This is a genomic window from Halapricum salinum (assembly GCF_004799665.1).
GTDB classification, from domain to species: domain Archaea; phylum Halobacteriota; class Halobacteria; order Halobacteriales; family Haloarculaceae; genus Halapricum; species Halapricum salinum.
Map to the genome: position 1 here is coordinate 898,336 of NZ_CP031310.1, position 16,832 is coordinate 915,167.

General features: G+C 65.7%; 15 protein-coding genes. 8 read left to right on the plus strand and 7 right to left on the minus strand.

Features of this window, described 5'->3' with window-relative positions:
* Window positions 1-15 precede the first annotated feature (15 nt).
* The 5 genes from DV733_RS04405 to DV733_RS17040 all read left to right on the plus strand — a co-directional run bounded on the left by DV733_RS04405 (window position 16) and on the right by DV733_RS17040 (window position 3,589).
* A complete protein-coding gene (locus tag DV733_RS04405; RefSeq protein WP_049993981.1) occupies window positions 16-411 on the plus strand; it encodes an NAD(P)-dependent oxidoreductase in 396 nt (131 codons plus the stop codon).
* Between the two features lie 57 nt (window positions 412-468).
* On the plus strand, window positions 469-1,074 hold the full coding sequence (locus DV733_RS04410; protein WP_049993982.1) for a TetR/AcrR family transcriptional regulator: 606 nt from the start codon (window positions 469-471) through the stop codon (window positions 1,072-1,074).
* Window positions 1,075-1,117: 43 nt separating this feature from the next.
* Entirely contained in the window at window positions 1,118-1,972 is an 855-nt protein-coding gene (locus DV733_RS04415) for an aldo/keto reductase (protein WP_049993983.1), read from the plus strand.
* An 84-nt stretch (window positions 1,973-2,056) separates the two neighbouring features.
* The gene (locus tag DV733_RS04420; RefSeq protein ID WP_049993984.1) at window positions 2,057-3,232 is read left to right on the plus strand and encodes a M24 family metallopeptidase; all 1,176 of its coding nucleotides are present in this window, start codon (window positions 2,057-2,059) and stop codon (window positions 3,230-3,232) included.
* A gap of 189 nt (window positions 3,233-3,421) precedes the next feature.
* On the plus strand, window positions 3,422-3,589 hold the full coding sequence (locus DV733_RS17040; protein ID WP_154019526.1) for a hypothetical protein: 168 nt from the start codon (window positions 3,422-3,424) through the stop codon (window positions 3,587-3,589).
* 11 nt (window positions 3,590-3,600) lie between these two features.
* Here DV733_RS17040 and DV733_RS04425 read toward each other — a convergent pair whose 3' ends face one another.
* Complete coding sequence (locus tag DV733_RS04425; RefSeq protein ID WP_049993986.1) at window positions 3,601-4,041, minus strand: DUF5518 domain-containing protein; 441 nt, start codon at window positions 4,039-4,041, stop codon at window positions 3,601-3,603.
* A 101-nt stretch (window positions 4,042-4,142) separates the two neighbouring features.
* On the opposite strand from DV733_RS04425, the gene DV733_RS04430 reads away from it, so the two are divergent.
* Complete coding sequence (locus DV733_RS04430) at window positions 4,143-4,352, plus strand: ribbon-helix-helix domain-containing protein (RefSeq protein ID WP_049993987.1); 210 nt, start codon at window positions 4,143-4,145, stop codon at window positions 4,350-4,352.
* A gap of 13 nt (window positions 4,353-4,365) precedes the next feature.
* Here the strand turns inward: DV733_RS04430 and DV733_RS04435 are convergent, their stop codons facing one another.
* Both DV733_RS04435 and DV733_RS04440 read right to left on the minus strand, forming a co-directional pair.
* The gene (locus tag DV733_RS04435) at window positions 4,366-4,782 is read right to left on the minus strand and encodes an MPN domain-containing protein (protein ID WP_049993988.1); all 417 of its coding nucleotides are present in this window, start codon (window positions 4,780-4,782) and stop codon (window positions 4,366-4,368) included.
* Window positions 4,779-5,459: a hypothetical protein gene (locus tag DV733_RS04440; RefSeq protein ID WP_049993989.1), complete on the minus strand. Its 681-nt coding sequence runs from the start codon at window positions 5,457-5,459 to the stop codon at window positions 4,779-4,781. The genes DV733_RS04435 and DV733_RS04440 overlap by 4 nt, the downstream gene beginning before the upstream one ends.
* 85 nt (window positions 5,460-5,544) lie before the next feature.
* On the opposite strand from DV733_RS04440, the gene DV733_RS04445 reads away from it, so the two are divergent.
* Both DV733_RS04445 and DV733_RS04450 read left to right on the plus strand, forming a co-directional pair.
* The gene (locus DV733_RS04445) at window positions 5,545-5,724 is read left to right on the plus strand and encodes a ribbon-helix-helix domain-containing protein (protein ID WP_049993990.1); all 180 of its coding nucleotides are present in this window, start codon (window positions 5,545-5,547) and stop codon (window positions 5,722-5,724) included.
* Window positions 5,711-6,418 carry a queuosine precursor transporter gene (locus DV733_RS04450; protein ID WP_049993991.1) on the plus strand — a complete coding sequence of 236 codons (708 nt, stop codon included), beginning with the start codon at window positions 5,711-5,713 and terminating at the stop codon, window positions 6,416-6,418. Before DV733_RS04445 ends, DV733_RS04450 begins: the two co-directional genes overlap by 14 nt.
* 318 nt (window positions 6,419-6,736) lie before the next feature.
* Here the strand turns inward: DV733_RS04450 and ileS are convergent, their stop codons facing one another.
* The 4 genes from ileS to DV733_RS04470 are packed head-to-tail and all read right to left on the minus strand — an operon-like array spanning window position 6,737 to window position 16,815.
* Entirely contained in the window at window positions 6,737-9,943 is a 3,207-nt protein-coding gene (ileS, locus tag DV733_RS04455) for an isoleucine--tRNA ligase (protein WP_049993992.1), read from the minus strand.
* Window positions 9,944-9,998: 55 nt separating this feature from the next.
* Complete coding sequence (locus DV733_RS04460) at window positions 9,999-11,348, minus strand: PAS domain-containing sensor histidine kinase (RefSeq protein WP_049993993.1); 1,350 nt, start codon at window positions 11,346-11,348, stop codon at window positions 9,999-10,001.
* Between the two features lie 47 nt (window positions 11,349-11,395).
* Window positions 11,396-14,086 carry a glycoside hydrolase family 31 protein gene (locus DV733_RS04465; protein WP_049993994.1) on the minus strand — a complete coding sequence of 897 codons (2,691 nt, stop codon included), beginning with the start codon at window positions 14,084-14,086 and terminating at the stop codon, window positions 11,396-11,398.
* A gap of 56 nt (window positions 14,087-14,142) precedes the next feature.
* Entirely contained in the window at window positions 14,143-16,815 is a 2,673-nt protein-coding gene (locus tag DV733_RS04470; RefSeq protein WP_049993995.1) for a glycoside hydrolase family 31 protein, read from the minus strand.
* Window positions 16,816-16,832 lie beyond the last annotated feature (17 nt).

Here is a 16,832-nt window from a genome sequence, read left to right on the forward strand (position 1 = left end):
CATTTATTCAATAGTATGAATCTCACAGTGTTCGGTGCGAGCGGTCGGACGGGCGTGCCGCTGGTCGAGCAGGTCCTGGCAGCGGGCCACACGGTCACGGCGTTCGTCAGGGCGCAGTCGAAACTCCCAGTCGAGCACGAGAATCTGACGGTGGTCGAGGGCGACGTCTACACCGGGGAGGGCGTCCGCGAGGCGGTCGCGGGGGCCGACGCCGTCCTGAGCGTTCTCGGGCAGACCGACAGCGGGCCGGACGACCTGCTGACGGTCGCTGGCGAGCACGTCATGGACGCGATGGAAGCCGCGGGCGTCGAGCGCTACGTCACGCTGGTCGGGGCGGGCATCCGGATGGAAGGCGAGTCCCGATCGCTGTTCGGCACGGTGATTGGGACGATGCTGAAGATGACCTACTGACCCACCGAGAAGACCCACAATGACAGCCTTAACACGACTCACCGAGAACGACTGACCATGCCGGCCGGAAACCCCTTTCCCGAGGAGCCGTCGGACACCCAGACGGCGATCATGAAAGCCACCTTCGACGCACTCGTCGCGTACGGGTACGCCGGGCTGACGATCGACCGGATCGGCGAGTTCTTCCCCAAGAGCAAGTCACTGCTGTATCACCACTACGAGGGCAAGGACGATCTCCTGCTGGACTTTCTCGAACGCCTCATCGAGAGTCGGGAAGCGGAGTTCAGCCCTCGCGAAGACGTCGACGCCCGGACGCGACTGGAGCGGCTGCTCGAGGGGATCGCCGCCTCCGAGATGAGCGACGCGGACCGCGGGTTCTCGCGGGCGCTGGTCGAACTCCGGGCCCAGGCGGCCCACGACGAGGACTACCGCGAACACTTCACGCGGAGCGATCAGTTCTTCCGCGAGTGGATCGCCGACATCGTCCGGGACGGGATCGAGGACGGCGTCTTCCGTGAGGTCGACCCCGAGCAGGTGGCAGCGACGATCCACGTGCTCGCGGGCGGGATCCTGACCGAGCGCGTCACCAGCGACGACCCGCAGGTCGAGGCTGTCCGCGCGGAACTGGACGCCTACGTCCAGGCGCGGTTGCTGGCGGAGTGATCCGACGTGGGAAACTAAGTGTCGATCGAACGACGGTCCCAGTATGACCGACGATCCGCCGTCCGTCCCGGTTCTCGACGCGGGAGGGGCGACGATCCCGAAACTCGGACTCGGGACGTGGCAGAACACGGGCGAGCAGTGCGCCGAGACCGTCGAGAAAGCCCTCGAACTCGGCTATCGCCACGTCGACACGGCCCAGGCTTACGACAACGAGCGGCAGGTCGGGGCGGGGCTCGCCGCGGCCGACGTCGACCGCGAGGACGTCTTTCTGACGACGAAGGTGTGGCGGTCGAACCTCCGGGACGCGGACGTCCGCGAGTCGGTCCGGGAGAGTCTCGACACCCTCGGCACTGACTACGTCGACCTGCTGTTGATCCACTGGCCTCATCCCCGGGTGCCGGTCGAAGAGACCCTCAAGGCCATGGCAGACCTGCAGGGCGACGGGCTGGTCTCCCATCTCGGTGTCTCCAACTTCACGACCGCGCAGCTCCGGGAGGCCAGAGCAGTCGTCGACAGTCCGATCGTGACGAACCAGGTGCTGTACAACGCGGTCAAGGATCAGTCGAAGCTCCTGTCGTACTGCAGAGAACACGACGTCGCGCTCTCGGCGTACAGTCCGCTGGCGCACGGCGACCTCATACGGGACGAGATGCTCGCTTCGATCGGCGAGGCCTACGACAAGAGTGCGCCACAGGTCGCGCTCCGATGGCTCGTCCAGCAAGACGGGGTCGTAGCGATCCCGAAAGCGACGAGTCGTGAACACATCGCGTCGAACCTCGCCGTCTTCGACTTCGAGTTGACCGACGAAGAGATGCGACGAATCCGGGACCGAACGCCGGGACTGGGGCGGCGGTTGCGGAACCGACTGCCGTCGGTGATGCGGCGGCTGCCACTCTAGATCGTGGTGATACTGGAGTCGGAGATGGCCGCCACCAATTCCGGCGGCGGTAGCTCTTTAGTCGCCGCCGCCCCACACGCGGGCATGGACCCGGATCTCTCGCAACTCGACGAGCGACTCGCCGACCACGACGTCGACGGCTATCTGATCGACGCCGCCTCCGAGGACGCCGACCAGTACTATCTCTCGGGGTTCGACGCGCCCGACCCCTTCCTGACGCTGTACGACGGCTCGGTCCGGCTGCTGTTCACCCGCAGTCTGGAGTTCGGCCGCGCGAAGCGTGAGAGCCACGCCAAGACCGTCGAACGACTCACCGACTACGGCTACGACGACCTGCTCGACAGCTACGACCCGGCCGAGGCGGTCGTCCGCGGTCGCGCCGCCTTCCTGGACGCCTACGACGTCGAGAGCGTGGCTGCCCCACCCCGGTTTCCCCTCCAGACCGCCGACGGTCTCCGCGAACAGGGTGTCGACGTGGTGGTCGACGATAGCGAGACTGTCACGGAGATCCGCGCGAGCAAGACTGACGAAGAGATCGAACACGTCCGGGCGGCCCAGGAGGCCAACGAAGCCGCGATGCAGGCTGCCGAGGACCTGCTCCGGCGGGCGGACGCCGACGGTGACCGCCTCGTCGTCGACGGCGAGGTCCTGACCAGCGAGTGGGTCAAAGAGACCATCGAGGTCACGTTGCTGCGCCACGGCTGTGCGCTCGACGAGACGATCGTCGCCTGCGGAGCCGACGCCGCCGATCCCCACGACCGCGGGAGCGGCCCCCTCGAGCCCGACGAGCCGATCATCGTCGACATCTTCCCGCGGGACAAGGCCACGAAGTACCACGCCGACATGACCCGTACCTTCTGCGCGGGCGAGCCCGACCCCGAAGTTCGGGAGTGGTACGACCTGACCGAACGCGCCTACCGCGCAGCGCTGGACGCCGTCGAGCCGGGGGCCACAGGCAAGGACGTCCACGACGCAGCGTGTGACGTCTACGAGGACGCCGGCCTCCCGACCCTGCGCAACGATCCCAGTACCGAGACGGGATTCATCCACTCGACCGGCCACGGCGTCGGGCTGGACGTCCACGAACTGCCTCGGATCGCGCCCGACGGCGGCGAACTGGAACCGGGTCACGTCATCACGATCGAACCCGGCCTCTACGACCCTGACGTGGGCGGTGTCCGCATCGAAGACCTCGTCGTCGTCACCGAGGACGGCCACGAGAACCTCACCGACTACCCCGTCTCGCTCGTCGTCGAATAGTGTGAGTCTCGGGCGTGTGCCACCCACCACGAACATCAGGAACAACCATTACATTTATTGTCTGGGGGGTTATCTGGGGTAGATACGATGCAGCCACTCCTCGTACGTGGTGCACGCTCCTTCTGAACGGCTAGCATCGTCGCCGAACCGATTGCGTTCCACCACGTCCCAATGAGTACGAATCCGACAATGACCCAGTATCGCGCCGAAACCACACCCGCGGACCCGACGCCCGAACCGGAGCCCCCGATGCGACGGAGTCCGGTCTCGCGGACGGCCCCGCGGACGTTCGAACCCACGAACACGGGCACGCTCCCGCCGATGTTCGAGACGGAGGCCGAGCAGCAGGATCGGTAAGTGACTCCTGCCTAGCTGTTACTCGACACGAAGCCACGACTGGCCAGCGACTCACCAGCCCACTCGCCGACGAGCGCGAGCAGTGCTCCGACGATTCCGAACAGTGCGACAGACATGACTATCACGACGCCGGTCAGCACGGCGGGCACGGCCCAGTGCTCAGCGGCCGTCCAGAATTCCGGGTACGCTTCGTACAGCCCCGCGATGATTGGGCCGAGCGATCCCACGAAACCAGCTCGGCGACCGGCGAGGGCGACGGTCGCCGCCCGGTCGCTGTAGGCGTACCCGACCAACAGACAGCCCACGAGAAACGGGATACCAGTGATCTCGGCAGTCGTACTCGATACCGGCCCGACCGAGAAGAAGACGGTCAGCGGGACTGTCACGAGACCGACGACTGTCGCCACCCGGAGTCGATCGTCCGTGAGCCACTCCCGGATCGATGGCCACATCCTATTTTGTGATCTCCATATCGAGTATTAAAACATGTGATTCGCTCAGTCTCGTAGTTCGTGACACAACGCCTATCCCGTCCGCGGGCCTGCTGTCGGGTATGACCGACTACACCACCGTTTCCATCCCGAAAGACCTGGCCGACCGCGTCGAAGAGACCATCGAGGGCACGAGCTTTTCGAGTACGAGCGACCTCGTTCGATTCCTGCTGCGGAGCATCGTCGTCCAGCACCAGCGCGAGGGCGAACTCACCGAAGCGCAGTTCGCCGAGATCACCGAGCAACTGCAGGACCTGGGATACCTGGAGTAGTCAGTCTGAACCCTCAAAGCAGTTCTTCCGGTGGTTCGATGTCCAGCACTTCGAGCGTCAGCCGTCTCCCGCTGCGGTCGAACGCCGCCAGCGACTCGCGATCCCACGGCGGGATCGCGACGAACACGACCGCGTGGAGGTCGTCGGTCTTCGACACGTCGAGGTTGCCGTTCGGGTGGGAGACGAACCGGCCCTTGGTCTGGCCAGCGGGCGTCCCGAGATCCATCCCGAAGACGGCGTTGACCGACCCGCCCGCCTCGGGCACGTAGAAGTGGGTGAACACGGGCGTCTTTTCTGGGAGGTCGGTGACGTCGAGTTCACCGGCGGGCGTAACCGCGAGCGAGACCGTCACCGACTGTGGCTCGCGCTCGCGGGCATGGTCGAGGAGGTACTCGACCAGTCCTGCCGTGGCGTAGCACTGCTTGGTCATCCGAACAGCATCGACCGGACCGTCTTAGCGTAGAGTCGCGGCGTCCGCCGGCGCGCCCCCGAGAACGCGGTCCGGATGGCTTCGCCTGCGTCCTCGTGGATCCCCGCACCGTGCCCCACGAGCACTCGCTCGGGGTCGAACCGTCGGAGCCGTTTCGGCGGTTTCAGCCGCAGGGCCGGGTGGACGCCGATCCGCTCCTCGCCGACCAGAAAGTACTCCGCGGTGCCGAGGGCCTCGGGGACCAGAAGCGTGTCGTCGTGCTCGCCGTACATGATCGCCTCCTTCCAGAACGCGTTGTCGATCAGCTCGTGGACACCGAAGCCCGACTCGCCGAGATCGGTGTAGACCCGCTCGACCGGGGCGTCCAGTTCCTGGGCGACCGCGTCCATGAAGTCGGGGACGTACACCGAGACGTCGTGTCGGGTCGCGATCGCGGCCGCGTCGCGCTTGTGCCTGTCGAGCAGGACGACAACCCCTGCGACCTCGCCGTACTCGGCGAGCAGTTCGTCCAGCCCCGCGGCATCGACGGGATCGACGACCCAGACGCCGCCGTTCTCGCCGACGACGGCGTGGCTCGCCCGCTGCATGTCCTCGTCGGGATAGGCGATCCAGCCCACTCCGCCATCGTAGCGGTCGATCTCCCGCAAAGACGCCTCGCCCGACCCTTTCATTGGCATACCTCGATCAAGGGCCGCGAGTGGTTTAAACGCCCGGACGTCGCGACCGATTAAATAAAGGATATGCCCAGAGTATGGCTCGAATATGCCCAAGATAAGCGTCGAAGTCCCACAGGAGTTGCTGGACGACCTCGACAGTCACGTCGGCGAAGAGGGGAAGTTCGTCAACCGCAGCGAGGCCATCCGCGCCTCCATCCGGAAGACGCTGGACGCGCTCGACGAAATCGACGCCCGCCACGACAGACTCGACGATGAGTACGAGTAACCACCGCCTGGCCGTCGGACAGGTCGCGCTGCTTTCGCTGTTCGTGACGGCGCTGGTGACCGCACAGGTGACCGCCTCGAAGGTCCTGGCGTTCGACCTGCCGCTGTCGGTTCCGATCGCCGGCGAGACGCTGTTCCTGCCGGGCGCGGCGCTGGCGTACGCGCTGACGTTCTTCGCGTCGGACTGTTACGCCGAACTGTACGGCCGCCGCGCCGCCCAGGTCATGGTCAACGTCGCCTTCGTGATGAACTTCGTCCTGCTTGCGCTGGTCTGGAGTACGATCTACGCGCCGATCGCGCCACCGTTCGTCACCGAGGTCGGCCAGGCTGAATTCACGAACGTGCTGGGCGCGTCGACCGGCATCGTCGTCGGCAGTCTCGCCGCCTATCTCGTCAGCCAGAACTGGGACGTGATCGTCTTCCACTGGATCCGCGACGCGACCGACGGCGAGTACCTCTGGCTGCGCAACATCGGCTCGACCGCCACGAGCCAACTGCTGGACACGGTGATCTTCATCACCGTCGGGTTCGTCGCCTTTCAGGGAGCATCGCTCGATACCGCGCTCCAGTTGATCGTCGGCCAGTACCTCCTCAAACTGCTGATCGCGCTCGTGGACACGCCGTTCGTCTATCTCGTCGTCGGGTTGGTCCGCTCGCACGAACGTGACGGACAGACGCTGTCGTTTGGCGGCTGAGGGCTCTGCTCTGTGCTCCAGAATCGTTCATCCGTTCGTCTGAGCCTCTTTCCCCGAGAAAACGTGCGGTAGTCGTCCTGCTCTACGCCTCTGCCTCAGCCACCGGCACGACCGCAATCTCGCGACCACTTTTTACTGCGTCGGATTCGCTCACCACGTTCGCGCACCGCACCTTGCAAAAACGTGGGGAAAAACACCTCGACCTCACTGCCTCACGGCTCCGCCGTTCGGCCATCCCGAGGCCGCTGACGCGGCCTCGCACCGCTCGGTCGAGCGAAACGGCGCTCGCTCCAGTCGCGCCGTATGCTGGTCCTCTACTTACGCCTCTGCTTCAGCCACTGGAACCACCGCAATCTCCATCTCGATCCCTTCGACCTCCCAGGTCTTGCGGTGGCCATCCGCAACCTCGCCGAGGACGTCCGCACGGACCTCCTCTTTGACGAGGTCTTCGTGCTGGCTCACGAGGTCGGCAACGCGCTCGTCGCTGACGTCCAGTTCGACGCGGATGCGTGCTTCGAGATCGAGTTCGAGGTCCTTGCGCATCTCCTGGACGCGCCGGATGACCTCCCGAGCGTAGCCCTCGCTCTCGATATCCTCGGTCAGCGTCGTATCGACGTAGACGACGCCCTCACCGTCGAGTGCCTGGAACCCGGTTCCGGCGACGCCCTCGGGGAGCTGCCGGACGAACTCGACCATCTCTTCGTCGAGGTCGACGCCCCGTCCGAGTTCCTCGGCGACGGCGCTTTCCAGCGCCGCGACCGAGGGCTCGGCGATCCGGGCCTCGTTGCAGGCCTGCATGATCTCCTGGGCGTCGCCGCCGAAGGCTGGCCCGAGCTTGCTCATGTCAGCCTCGGCGCTGTAGGTGAGTTCTCCCCAGTCGGCGTCGGGCCCGACGACCTCGATCTTCCGGGCGTTGAGGCGGTCGGCGATCAGGTCGGCGCGGAGTTCGATCGTCCCTGGCAGGTCGCCAGTCTCGTCGTTTTCGACGTCGACGACGACGCGCTTGACGGGCCAGCGAAGTTTCCGCTCGGCCTGCTGGCGGGCGTTCGAGCCGGCCTCCTCGACGGCGCGAACGACCTCGATGTCGTCTTCGAGGCCTGCGTCCTGCCAGTCGGCCTCGCGCTCTGGGAAGTCACACATGTGGACCGTCGGATGACCTGACTCTCCTGTGAGGTGCTGGTAGATCTGCTCGCTGACGAACGGCGCGTACGGCGCGAGCAGCGCGACGACCTCTTCGAGCACCTGATACAGGGTCGCGTAGGCGGCCAGCTTGCTCGGACTGTCCTCTTCTTCCCACATGCGCTCCCGTACCTCCTGGATGTAGAACCGGGAGACGTCCTCGACCACGAAGTCGAGGAGGGCGTGCAGTCCCTTGTCGTGCTCGAAGTCCTCGAAGGCGTCGTCCATCTCGGCCTTCACGGTCTGCAGGCGCGACAGGAGCCACTCGTCGATGAGTTCCAGATCATCATCGACCTCGTCGACTGTGGTCGCCTCGGGATCGAATCCGTCCGCCCGCATATATGGGAGCGGGAAGCGGAAGACGTTCCAGAGGATGTTGAGTCGACGCTGCATCTCGGCGGTCTCGTCCCAGGAGAAGCGCATGTCCTCGCCCTGCGCGGTGACGGAGAGCAGGAACAGCCGCATCGGGTCCCGGCCGTGGTTGTCGATGACCTCGTGGGGGTCGACGAGGATGCCCTTGGACTTGGACATCCCGCGGCCGTCGGGCATGTTGGCGTAGCCGTGCATCAGCACCTGCTCGTAGGGGATCTCACCGACCGACGCGCCACCCATCCCGAGCTGGGACCAGAACCAGCCGCGGGTCTGGTCGTGGGCCTCGATGATGAGGTCGGCCGGCCACAGCTCCTCGAAGGCCTCGCTCTGCTCGGGATAGTCGAGGGTGCCCCAGGTCGCGACCGACGAGTCGAGCCACACGTCGAAGACGTCGCCGACGCGGCTGTAGGTGCGGCCGTCCTCGGTGATCGTCAGTTCGTCGACGGTGTCCTTGTGCAGGTCCACCGTATCGGGGTCGATCTCCTGATCGACGCGCTCTGCCAGTTCCTCGCGGTCGCCGACCACGATCGCGTCGCTCATCTCCCCAGACCAATCTTCAGGAGTCCAGATGGGGATCGGGATCCCCCAGTAGCGCTGCCGGGAGACGTTCCAGTCGGGAGCCTCCTCGACGAAGTCTCTGAACCGGTTGTCCCGGGCCCACTCCGGATGCCACTCCGAATCCTCGATCAGATCGAGCAGTTCGTCCTTGATGTCGGTGATCGTGATGAACCACTGGTCGGTGACGATCCGGACGATGTCCGTATCGCAGCGCCAGCACTGCCCCTCGCGGACGGTGTGACCCGACTCGCTCGACAGGAGGTGCCCATTTGAATCGAGGTCGGCGATGATCTCCTCGTTGGCGTCCCGAACGAACGTACCGGCGTACTTGCCCGCCGATTTCTCGTAGGTGCCGTTCGGCCCCACGGGACAGAAGATCTCCAGGCCGAGTTCCTGGCCGCGCTCGAAGTCCTCCTCACCGTGGCCGGGCGCGGAGTGGACCAGCCCTGTGCGGTCGGCTTCGACGTACTCTGCAGTGTAGACCTGGCCCGAGCCCTCGCCCTGGGCGTGGTCGGGCACTTCCTCGGCCAGCGGATGGTCGTACTCCCAGCCGACGAGGTCCTCTCCCGAGAGCTCTTCGACGACCTCGTAGTCCTCGTAGTGACCGTGCTTGAGGACCTCCTCGACGACGGCCTCGGCGACGTAGAGGCGTTCGGTCTCTCCATCCCTGGTAGCATCCACACCGACGTACCCCAGATCGCCGTCGACGGCGACGAAGGTGTTCGCGACGATTGTCCACGGGGTCGTGGTCCAGATGACGAGGTTCCCCTCTCGATCGCTCAGGGGGAATTTGACGTAGATCGAGGGCTTGCCGACGTCGTGGTACTCGACCTCGTTGTTGGCGATGGCGGTCTCACACCGGGGACACTGATTGATCGAGCGTTTGCCCTGCTCGACCAGGCCGCGCTCGTGGGCGTTCTGGAAGCCCCACCAGGCGGCCTCCATGTACTCGGGGTTCACCGTTTTGTAGGGATCGTCCCAGTCCATCCAGACGCCGAAGTCCTGAAAGTCGCTCTGTAGACCTTCGAGTTGTTCCTCGGCGTAGGCCTTGCACTCGTCGATGAAGTTCTGCTCGCCGAACTCCTCGATGTCTTTCTTGTTCTGGAAGTCCAGGCGTTCCTCGACGCGCGTCTCGATCGGCAGGCCGTGCATGTCGTAGCCGGGCCGATCAGTCACGTCGTAGCCCTGCATGCGGAGATAGCGAATGTAGATGTCCTTCAGCGTCTTGTTCCAGGTCGTCCCCATGTGGGCGGCCCCGGAAGTGTAGGGCGGCCCGTCGACGAAGAAGAAGTCCTCGCCGTCGGCGCGGTGCTCCACGGTCTTCTCGTAGGCGTCGACCTCGTCCCAGTACTCGAAGACCCGCTCCTCGACGGCTTCGGGGTCGTACTGGTCGTCGACGTCGGCGAATCGCTCCATACCAGAATCCATCCGCGCCGGGATTAAAGGACAATCGGTTGTGTGCCACTCGTTGCTAGGGAGACTCGATCCCAGTCACGTCGAAGCGAGCGCCGCCCGCGTCGCTGGCCGAGACGTCGAGCACCCAGCCCTGTTCGTCGGCGATCTGCTGGGCGATATAGAGACCGAAGCCGCTCTCGCTGTCGACCGTGGTCGTGGCCGGTTCCAGCGCCCGCTCGGGCGGGTCGAACGCGATCCCGGGGCCGTCATCGGCGATGTAGAATCCCGACTCGGTCCCGCCGACTTCGACAGTGACCGCTGGCCCGCTGTGGACGATCGCGTTGTCGATCAGGAGCTCGACCAGCAGCTGCGTAGCGTCGCGATCGGCCACCAGCCGGCGGTCGTCGGCCAGCGCCAGCGCCGACTCGGGCGTCGAAAACGCCTCCCAGACGTCCCGGACGAGCGCCGAGAGCCACAGCGTCGTCGACTCGCGCTCGCGTTGGTTGAACGTCGCCAGCGAGACGATCTTGTCGACGATCGCCGCCACGCGCTCGATCGAGGCTCCGGTGTCGTCGACGGCGGCCCCCTCGCACTCGATCTGAGAGAGGTGGCCGGTCGCGACCTGCAACTCGTTGCGGAGTTCGTGGGCCGTCATCAACGCCACTTTCCGCAGCCGCCTGTTCTGTCTGCGGAGGGCCTCTTTCTGCTCGCGAAGTTCGCCCATGTCCTGGGTGATCCCGACGAGTCCGACGATCTCGCCCGAACCGTCGCGCCACGGGACTTTCGAGGTCCGAAGGAAGCTATCGGTCGAGTCGGCGTACTCGTCGATGTCGAGCACCGACTCCCCCGCCCCGATCACGCGCCAGTCGTCGGCATAGTTGGCCTCGTCGTACATCTCGTCGCCCGAGAGCGTCTCCATATCGGTCAGTCCGAGCAACGCCGAAGGGGCGATTAGCTCGTCACTGGTGATGAGGTGGCGCGCGTCGGCGTCCTTGGCGTAGAGATGGGCCGGAAAGCCCTCGAACATCGCCGCGAGCAGCGTCTCTCGACGGGTCGGTTGGCGTGCAGACGGGGGCCGATCGCCGTCGAGCACGTCCGCGACGGTCTCGACGACGGTCGCGTCGGTGAGTGTCGCAGCGTCGACCGCCACGGTGTCGACCTCGGGAAGGTCGGTCCCGAACACGACCGTCGGAAGTTCGGGATACAGCCCGTCGACGGCGTAGACGACGTTCGAAACGTCGGTGGCCGTGCTATCCGCGGGAACGACCAGACAATCGACTGCCGACCGGCACAGGCGGACCATCACGTCGTCGAGATCGACCGACTCGGCAGTCACGTCGCCGACTGACTCCTGCAGCCCCGAGGCGAACGCCTCGACCGATTGGCCCGCGCCGTCGACGACGAAGACCTGGCGACCGTCAGTCATCAATCCACGTAGGAGAGCCAGCCATATAATTCTCGGAGTCGAATCCGTCAGCGGACATCGCCCTCGTAGCGGTCTGCGACGCCCTCGCCGTCGAACGTGACGCTTCCGGCGTCGGCGTACTCGACGGTGAGCGTCCAATCTTCGCCGGCGAGGTCGTCGAGTTCGACGATCTCCAGCCCGGGCAGCGGGCCGCGCTCGGTCTCGCCCTCGACGGCCAGCGGGACGCCACCGCGCTCGAACGTCGACAGGCGGTAGGTAACGTCCGTCCGGCCGTCGTCGTTCCACAGCAGGAGACGCTCGCCGTCTGCGTTGTCGAGGTGGGCGACACCGACGTCACAGAGCGTCTCGACGATCGCACGGAGCTGCTCGCCGGTCGCCACCTCCGCGAAGTTATCGAGCCACGTCAGATCGGACCGCCTGCCGTCGAGAAACGCGGTCGCGTACTCCTCGATCCGTTGTTTCGAGCGGGCCGGCAGTTCGAGGTGGCGCAAGATCGCCTTCGTTCGGGCCAGTCGCCCGCTTCCGGGCGCTCGGAGGGTCGGCGCGTCGGTCGTGAGCGTCACTGTCACCGACTCGTCGCTGGAGTGGTCGTCGATCCGCACGATCTGGGTGCTGGTCTCGGCGTCGTACTCGATCGTTTCCTCACCGCCCCGCACCGCGACGTCGACGTGCTCGCGCAGGCCACGGAAACACAGTTCGAGGTCGCGGGTGTCCGGCACGTGTTCGAGCGCGCCCGTCGCGGCCTCGACGGTGAACTCCAGCCGACCCGATTCGTAGCTCTGACGGAGCGTCGTCGTGGCGTACTCGCCGTCGAGGTACGCCTGGCTCGTCCCGTCGTCCTCGTACAACTCGAAGGTGTTGTCCGCGCCGGGGAACGCGAGCACGCGAAGCGTCTCCGGATTGTCGACGTCGCCGAATCCGGGGTCGCCGTCTTGTGGAACGATCGCCCCCGCTTTCGCGAACACGGGCGTATCCGAGAGGTCGCCGTAGCAGGCCTCCAGACCGCCGTCGTAGCGGTCGCCGGACTCGAAGTCGTACCACTCCCCCTCGGGCAGCCAGACGGTCTGCCTGGCGAGATTGGTGTCGTCCGCGCGTTCGGAGACGTAGGGTGCGGCGAGCAGCTCGCTGCCGAAGTAGTACTGCTGGGGGACGTGGTAGGCCAGTTCGGTGTCGGGATGGGGGTAGTACATCGGCCGCACGAGCGGGACACCCTCGTCGTGGTTGTGCCAGGCCATCGTGTAGAGGTATGGCACCAGTTCGTGCCGGCGGCGCATGGCGTCGCCCAGTGCCTCCCGAACAGTTGGCTCGAACGTCCACGGCCGCTTGTCGATGTAGTCGATGTTGCCCGTGTGGAAGCGATTGATCGGGCTGAAGGTGCCGAACTGTGCCCAGCGGGCGTACAGTTCACCGAAGCCGGTCGGCGTGCCGGTGCCGCCGAAGTGCCCGCCGATGTCGTGGCTCCACCAGCCGAAGTCGACGTTGCTGCCCGTCGACGTCAGGTAGGGCTGGAAGGCCAGCGAATCCCAGGAGATGTAGGCGTCCCCGGAGAAACCGACGGGATAGCGATGACCGCCGAGGCCGCCCCATCGCGAGAGGATAAACGGCCGGCGGCCGTCCCGCGTGCGGTCGAGTGCGTGGAGGTGGTTGAGCGCCCACAGCGGGTCCAGTCCCTCCATCTCTGGTGATTCCTCCCACTGCTGCCAGTCGATCCACCAGAAGTCGACGCCGTCCTCGTCCTCCAGTGGATCGATCACGTGCTCGAAATACCCACGAAGGAACGTATCGTCGCTGGCGTCGAAGGGGATCGGCGTCTCACTGGCAGGGTCGATCCCCATGTGCTCGGCCAGCGCGTCGTAGCAGTCCTCGTGAGGGTAGACGCCCTCTGCGGGGTGGAGATTGAGCGTGGTCTTCAGGCCCGACTCGTGGAGCCAATCGACGAACCCCTCGGGGTCGGGAAAGAGGTCGCGATTCCACGACCACCCGGTCCAGCCGCCGTGGAATGCGTTGTCGACGACGTGCCAGTCCATGTCGATGACACAGACCGACAGCGGGAGGTCCTCCTCACGGAAGCGCTCCATCAGTTCCTGCAGTTCGTCGGCGCTGTAGTCCTCGTAGCGACTCCACCAGTTGCCCAGTGCCCACCTGGGAACCATCGGCACGTCGCCGGCGACGGCGGTGAAGTCGTTGAGGCAGTCGAGGTAGTCGTGTCCGTAGCCGAAGAGATAGAGGTCCTCGTACTTTCGGGGGGCGTCACGAGGTGTGACCCAGCCGTCGTCCTCGAACACGAGGCTCTCGGAGTCGTCGACGACAGTCCAGCCATCGCCGCCCAGCAGCCCGGGTTCGAGGTCGGTAGAGCCCTCGACGCGGTCGAGGGTTCGGACTGTCCCGCCCATGTTGCCGTCGTCGGCGTCGCCGTAGTGCCAGACCGTCCCCAGTTCGCGGACGTGCGCCGACAACGTCTCGGCGCTGAACGGCTCGCCGCGCTCGTACTGGAGTCTGAGCGCGTCGGTTTCGATCGCGATCCGCTGGTCAGTCTCCTCGACCGTGAAATCGGGCACGGGCTGGTCGCGATACCAGAACACCTGGCTCGGGCGGTCCTCGAACTCGCCGTCAGGATCGTACTCCGCACGGACGAGTCGTGGGGTGAGGACGGTGAACCGATAAGTGTCGCCGCGGACGACCGCCGCCTCGTCGGCCACGGAATCGAAATCCGGCACGTGGTACGCCGCGAGGGTCATTACACTGGCGTCCACGGCGCTCGGTTATAAGCGCGGCGTCACGCGACCACCGATTGTCACTCCTGGGTCGGGTCGTGACCCTCGCCCGCCTCCGAAATCGTGACGAGGTCGTCGTAGTTGAGCGTCAACTCCCAGTCGAAGGTCTCGAACTCGGCGAGATCGATCAGCTCGTAGGAGGGGGCCGTGCCACGGCGGGACTCGCCCTCGCGATCGATCGGCACGCCCCACTGATCGTAGGCGGCGAACTGGTAGGTGACGTCGGTCCGGCGGTCCTCGTTCCAGAGGACGAGCCGTTCGGTGTCGGCGTGGTCGATCCGCTCGACGCCGACGTCGACGAGCGTCTCGACGATCGCCCGAAGTTGCGGGTGGCTGAGCGCAGCCGCGAAGTTTCCGAGCCAGTCCAGATCGGCCCGCTCGCCCCGGCAGAACTGTTCGGCGTGAGTCGAAAGCGGCGGTTTCGCGCCGGCCGGCATCTCGAAGTGCCACAGCAGGTCCTCGAGCTGTCGCCGCCGCCAGTCCGTCTCAGCAGCGAGGGGCCCGTCCCCGTCGAGGTAGATCGTCACCTGCTCGCCCGGGTCGACGTCTTCGACGGCGACAGTCAGGGTCCGGGTCACCGGATCGTACGACTCGGCGTGACTGGCCGCACCGTCGACGGTCACCTCGACGGCGTCGTCGACCCCGCGGACGCAGAGTTCGTAGGACCGGCCGTCGGGAACGTGTTCGGTCGCTCCCCGGACCGGCCCGATCTCGAAGGCCAGCCAGTCGTCTTCCCAGTGGCTGGAGAGTTCGGTGATCGCGTACTCGTCGTCCTGATAGTCCTGAGTCGTCCCGTCGTCCTCGTACAACTCGAAGGTGTTGTCCGCGCCGGGGAACGTGAGAATCCGGAGGGTCTCGGGGGTGTCGACGTCACCGAATCCGGGCTCGCCGTCCAGCGGAACGATCGCCCCGGCTTTCGCGTAGACCGGGACGTCTTCGAGGTCGCCGTAGCGGGTGTGGAAGCCGCCAGTGTAGCGGTCGCCGGACTCGAAGTCGTACCACTCCCCCTCGGGCAGCCAGACGGGTCGTCGTGAGAGGTTCGTGTCGTCGCCCCGCTCGCGGTCGTGGGGTGTGACCAGCAGTTCGCTCCCGAAGTAGTACTCGTTGGGGCGGTTGTACGCGGCGTCCTGTTCGGGATGGTGGTAGTACAGCGGCTGGATCAGCGGCTCGGCCCGGTCGTGGTTGCGCCAGGCCATGGTGTAGAGGTACGGCACGAGTTCGTGCCGCCTGACGAGCGCGTCTTCGAGGGCGTCGGCGACGTCGCCGCCGAACGTCCAGGGCCGCTTGTCCACGTAGGGCATCTTCGAGGTGTGGATCCGGTTGATCGGACTGAACGCACCGAACTGCGTCCAGCGGGCGTACAGCTCCCCGAAGGAGTCCGGATCGCCGGTCCCGCCGAAGTGCCCGCCGATGTCGTGGCTCCACCAGCCGAACTGGACGTTCGACGCAGCGCTCGTCAGATAGGGCTGGAAGGCCAGCGAGTCCCAGGTGATGACCGTATCGCCGGAGAACCCGATCTGATAGCGGTGATTCCCGACGTCGGCCCACCGCGAGAGGATGAACGGGCGGCGACCGTCCCGCGTGCGGTCGAGTGCGTGGAGGTGGTTGAGCGCCCACAGCGGATCGAGCCCCTCCATCTCCGGCGATTCGCGCCACTGCTGCCAGTCGATCCACCAGAAGTCGATCCCCTCCTCGTCTTCCATCGGATCGATCACGTGATCGAAATACCCACGAAGGAACTCGATGTCGCTGGCGTCAAATTCGACTGGCTTCCCGGTGTTCGGGTCGATTCCCATATGCTCGGCCATCGCCCGGTACTGGCTCTCGTGGGAGTGGACGCCCTCCGCGGGGTGGAGGTTGAGCGTGGTCTGCAGGCCCGACTCGTGGAGCCAGTCGACGAAGCCCTCGGGGTCGGGAAAGAGGTCGCGGTTCCAGGTCCAGCCCGTCCAGCCGTCGTGATTCGGGTTGTCGACGACGTGCCAGTCCATGTCGATGACACAGACCGAGAGGGGCAGCTCGCGGTCGCGAAAGCCCGTCATCACGTCGCGGAGTTCGTCCTGGGTGTAGTGCCAGTAGCGACTCCACCAGTTGCCCAGCGCCCATCGGGGGATCATCGGAACGTCGCCCGCGATGTCGGTGTAGGCCCGGAGCGCGCCCAGGTAGTCGTGGCCGAACCCGAAGAAGTACAGATCCTCGTACTCGTCGGCCGCGTCCCGCGGGGTGACCCAGCCGTCGTCGAATACGAGGCTGTCGGAGTCGTCCAGCACGGTCCAGCCGTCGCGAGCGAGCAGGCCGTTCTGGAGGTCCGTCTTGCCGTCGACGCCGTCCAGCGTCCGGGTCGTACCGCCGAGGTTGTCTTCCTCGTCGCCGTAGTGGTAGGTCTCTTCGAATCCAGTGAGGGTGATCGACAGCGAGTCCGAGTTGAATCGCTCACCGACGTCGTAACGCAAGCGGAGGTGGTCGGTGTGGATTTCGAGGCGGCCGTCGACGCGCGTGACCTCGAAGTCGGGCACGGGCTGGTCGCGATACCAGACGGTCTGTGTCGGTCGGTCCTCGAATTCGCCGTCGGGGTCGTATTCGAGTCGCAGCAGCCGGGGCGTCAGGACGGTAAATCGGCAGTGATCGGTCGTCACGGTCGCCTCGTCGGCGGCGACCGGGTCGAACTCGGGCACGTGGTAGTCTGCGAGTCCCATTGGCCCCGGATTTGCGG

Excerpts from the sequence above, each read along its gene's own strand:
- DV733_RS17040 (WP_154019526.1), top strand. The coding sequence starts at position 3,422 with ATGACCCAGTATCGCGCCGAAACCACACCCGCGGACCCGACGCCCGAA.
- DV733_RS04405 (WP_049993981.1), top strand. The coding sequence starts at position 16 with ATGAATCTCACAGTGTTCGGTGCGAGCGGTCGGACGGGCGTGCCGCTG.
- DV733_RS04460 (WP_049993993.1), bottom strand. The coding sequence starts at position 11,348 with ATGACTGACGGTCGCCAGGTCTTCGTCGTCGACGGCGCGGGCCAATCG.
- DV733_RS04425 (WP_049993986.1), bottom strand. The coding sequence starts at position 4,041 with ATGTGGCCATCGATCCGGGAGTGGCTCACGGACGATCGACTCCGGGTG.
- ileS (WP_049993992.1), bottom strand. The coding sequence starts at position 9,943 with ATGGAGCGATTCGCCGACGTCGACGACCAGTACGACCCCGAAGCCGTC.
- DV733_RS04440 (WP_049993989.1), bottom strand. The coding sequence starts at position 5,459 with ATGCCAATGAAAGGGTCGGGCGAGGCGTCTTTGCGGGAGATCGACCGC.
- DV733_RS04450 (WP_049993991.1), top strand. The coding sequence starts at position 5,711 with ATGAGTACGAGTAACCACCGCCTGGCCGTCGGACAGGTCGCGCTGCTT.
- DV733_RS04465 (WP_049993994.1), bottom strand. The coding sequence starts at position 14,086 with ATGACCCTCGCGGCGTACCACGTGCCGGATTTCGATTCCGTGGCCGAC.
- DV733_RS04445 (WP_049993990.1), top strand. The coding sequence starts at position 5,545 with ATGCCCAAGATAAGCGTCGAAGTCCCACAGGAGTTGCTGGACGACCTC.
- DV733_RS04470 (WP_049993995.1), bottom strand. The coding sequence starts at position 16,815 with ATGGGACTCGCAGACTACCACGTGCCCGAGTTCGACCCGGTCGCCGCC.
- DV733_RS04435 (WP_049993988.1), bottom strand. The coding sequence starts at position 4,782 with ATGACCAAGCAGTGCTACGCCACGGCAGGACTGGTCGAGTACCTCCTC.
- DV733_RS04420 (WP_049993984.1), top strand. The coding sequence starts at position 2,057 with ATGGACCCGGATCTCTCGCAACTCGACGAGCGACTCGCCGACCACGAC.
- DV733_RS04415 (WP_049993983.1), top strand. The coding sequence starts at position 1,118 with ATGACCGACGATCCGCCGTCCGTCCCGGTTCTCGACGCGGGAGGGGCG.
- DV733_RS04430 (WP_049993987.1), top strand. The coding sequence starts at position 4,143 with ATGACCGACTACACCACCGTTTCCATCCCGAAAGACCTGGCCGACCGC.
- DV733_RS04410 (WP_049993982.1), top strand. The coding sequence starts at position 469 with ATGCCGGCCGGAAACCCCTTTCCCGAGGAGCCGTCGGACACCCAGACG.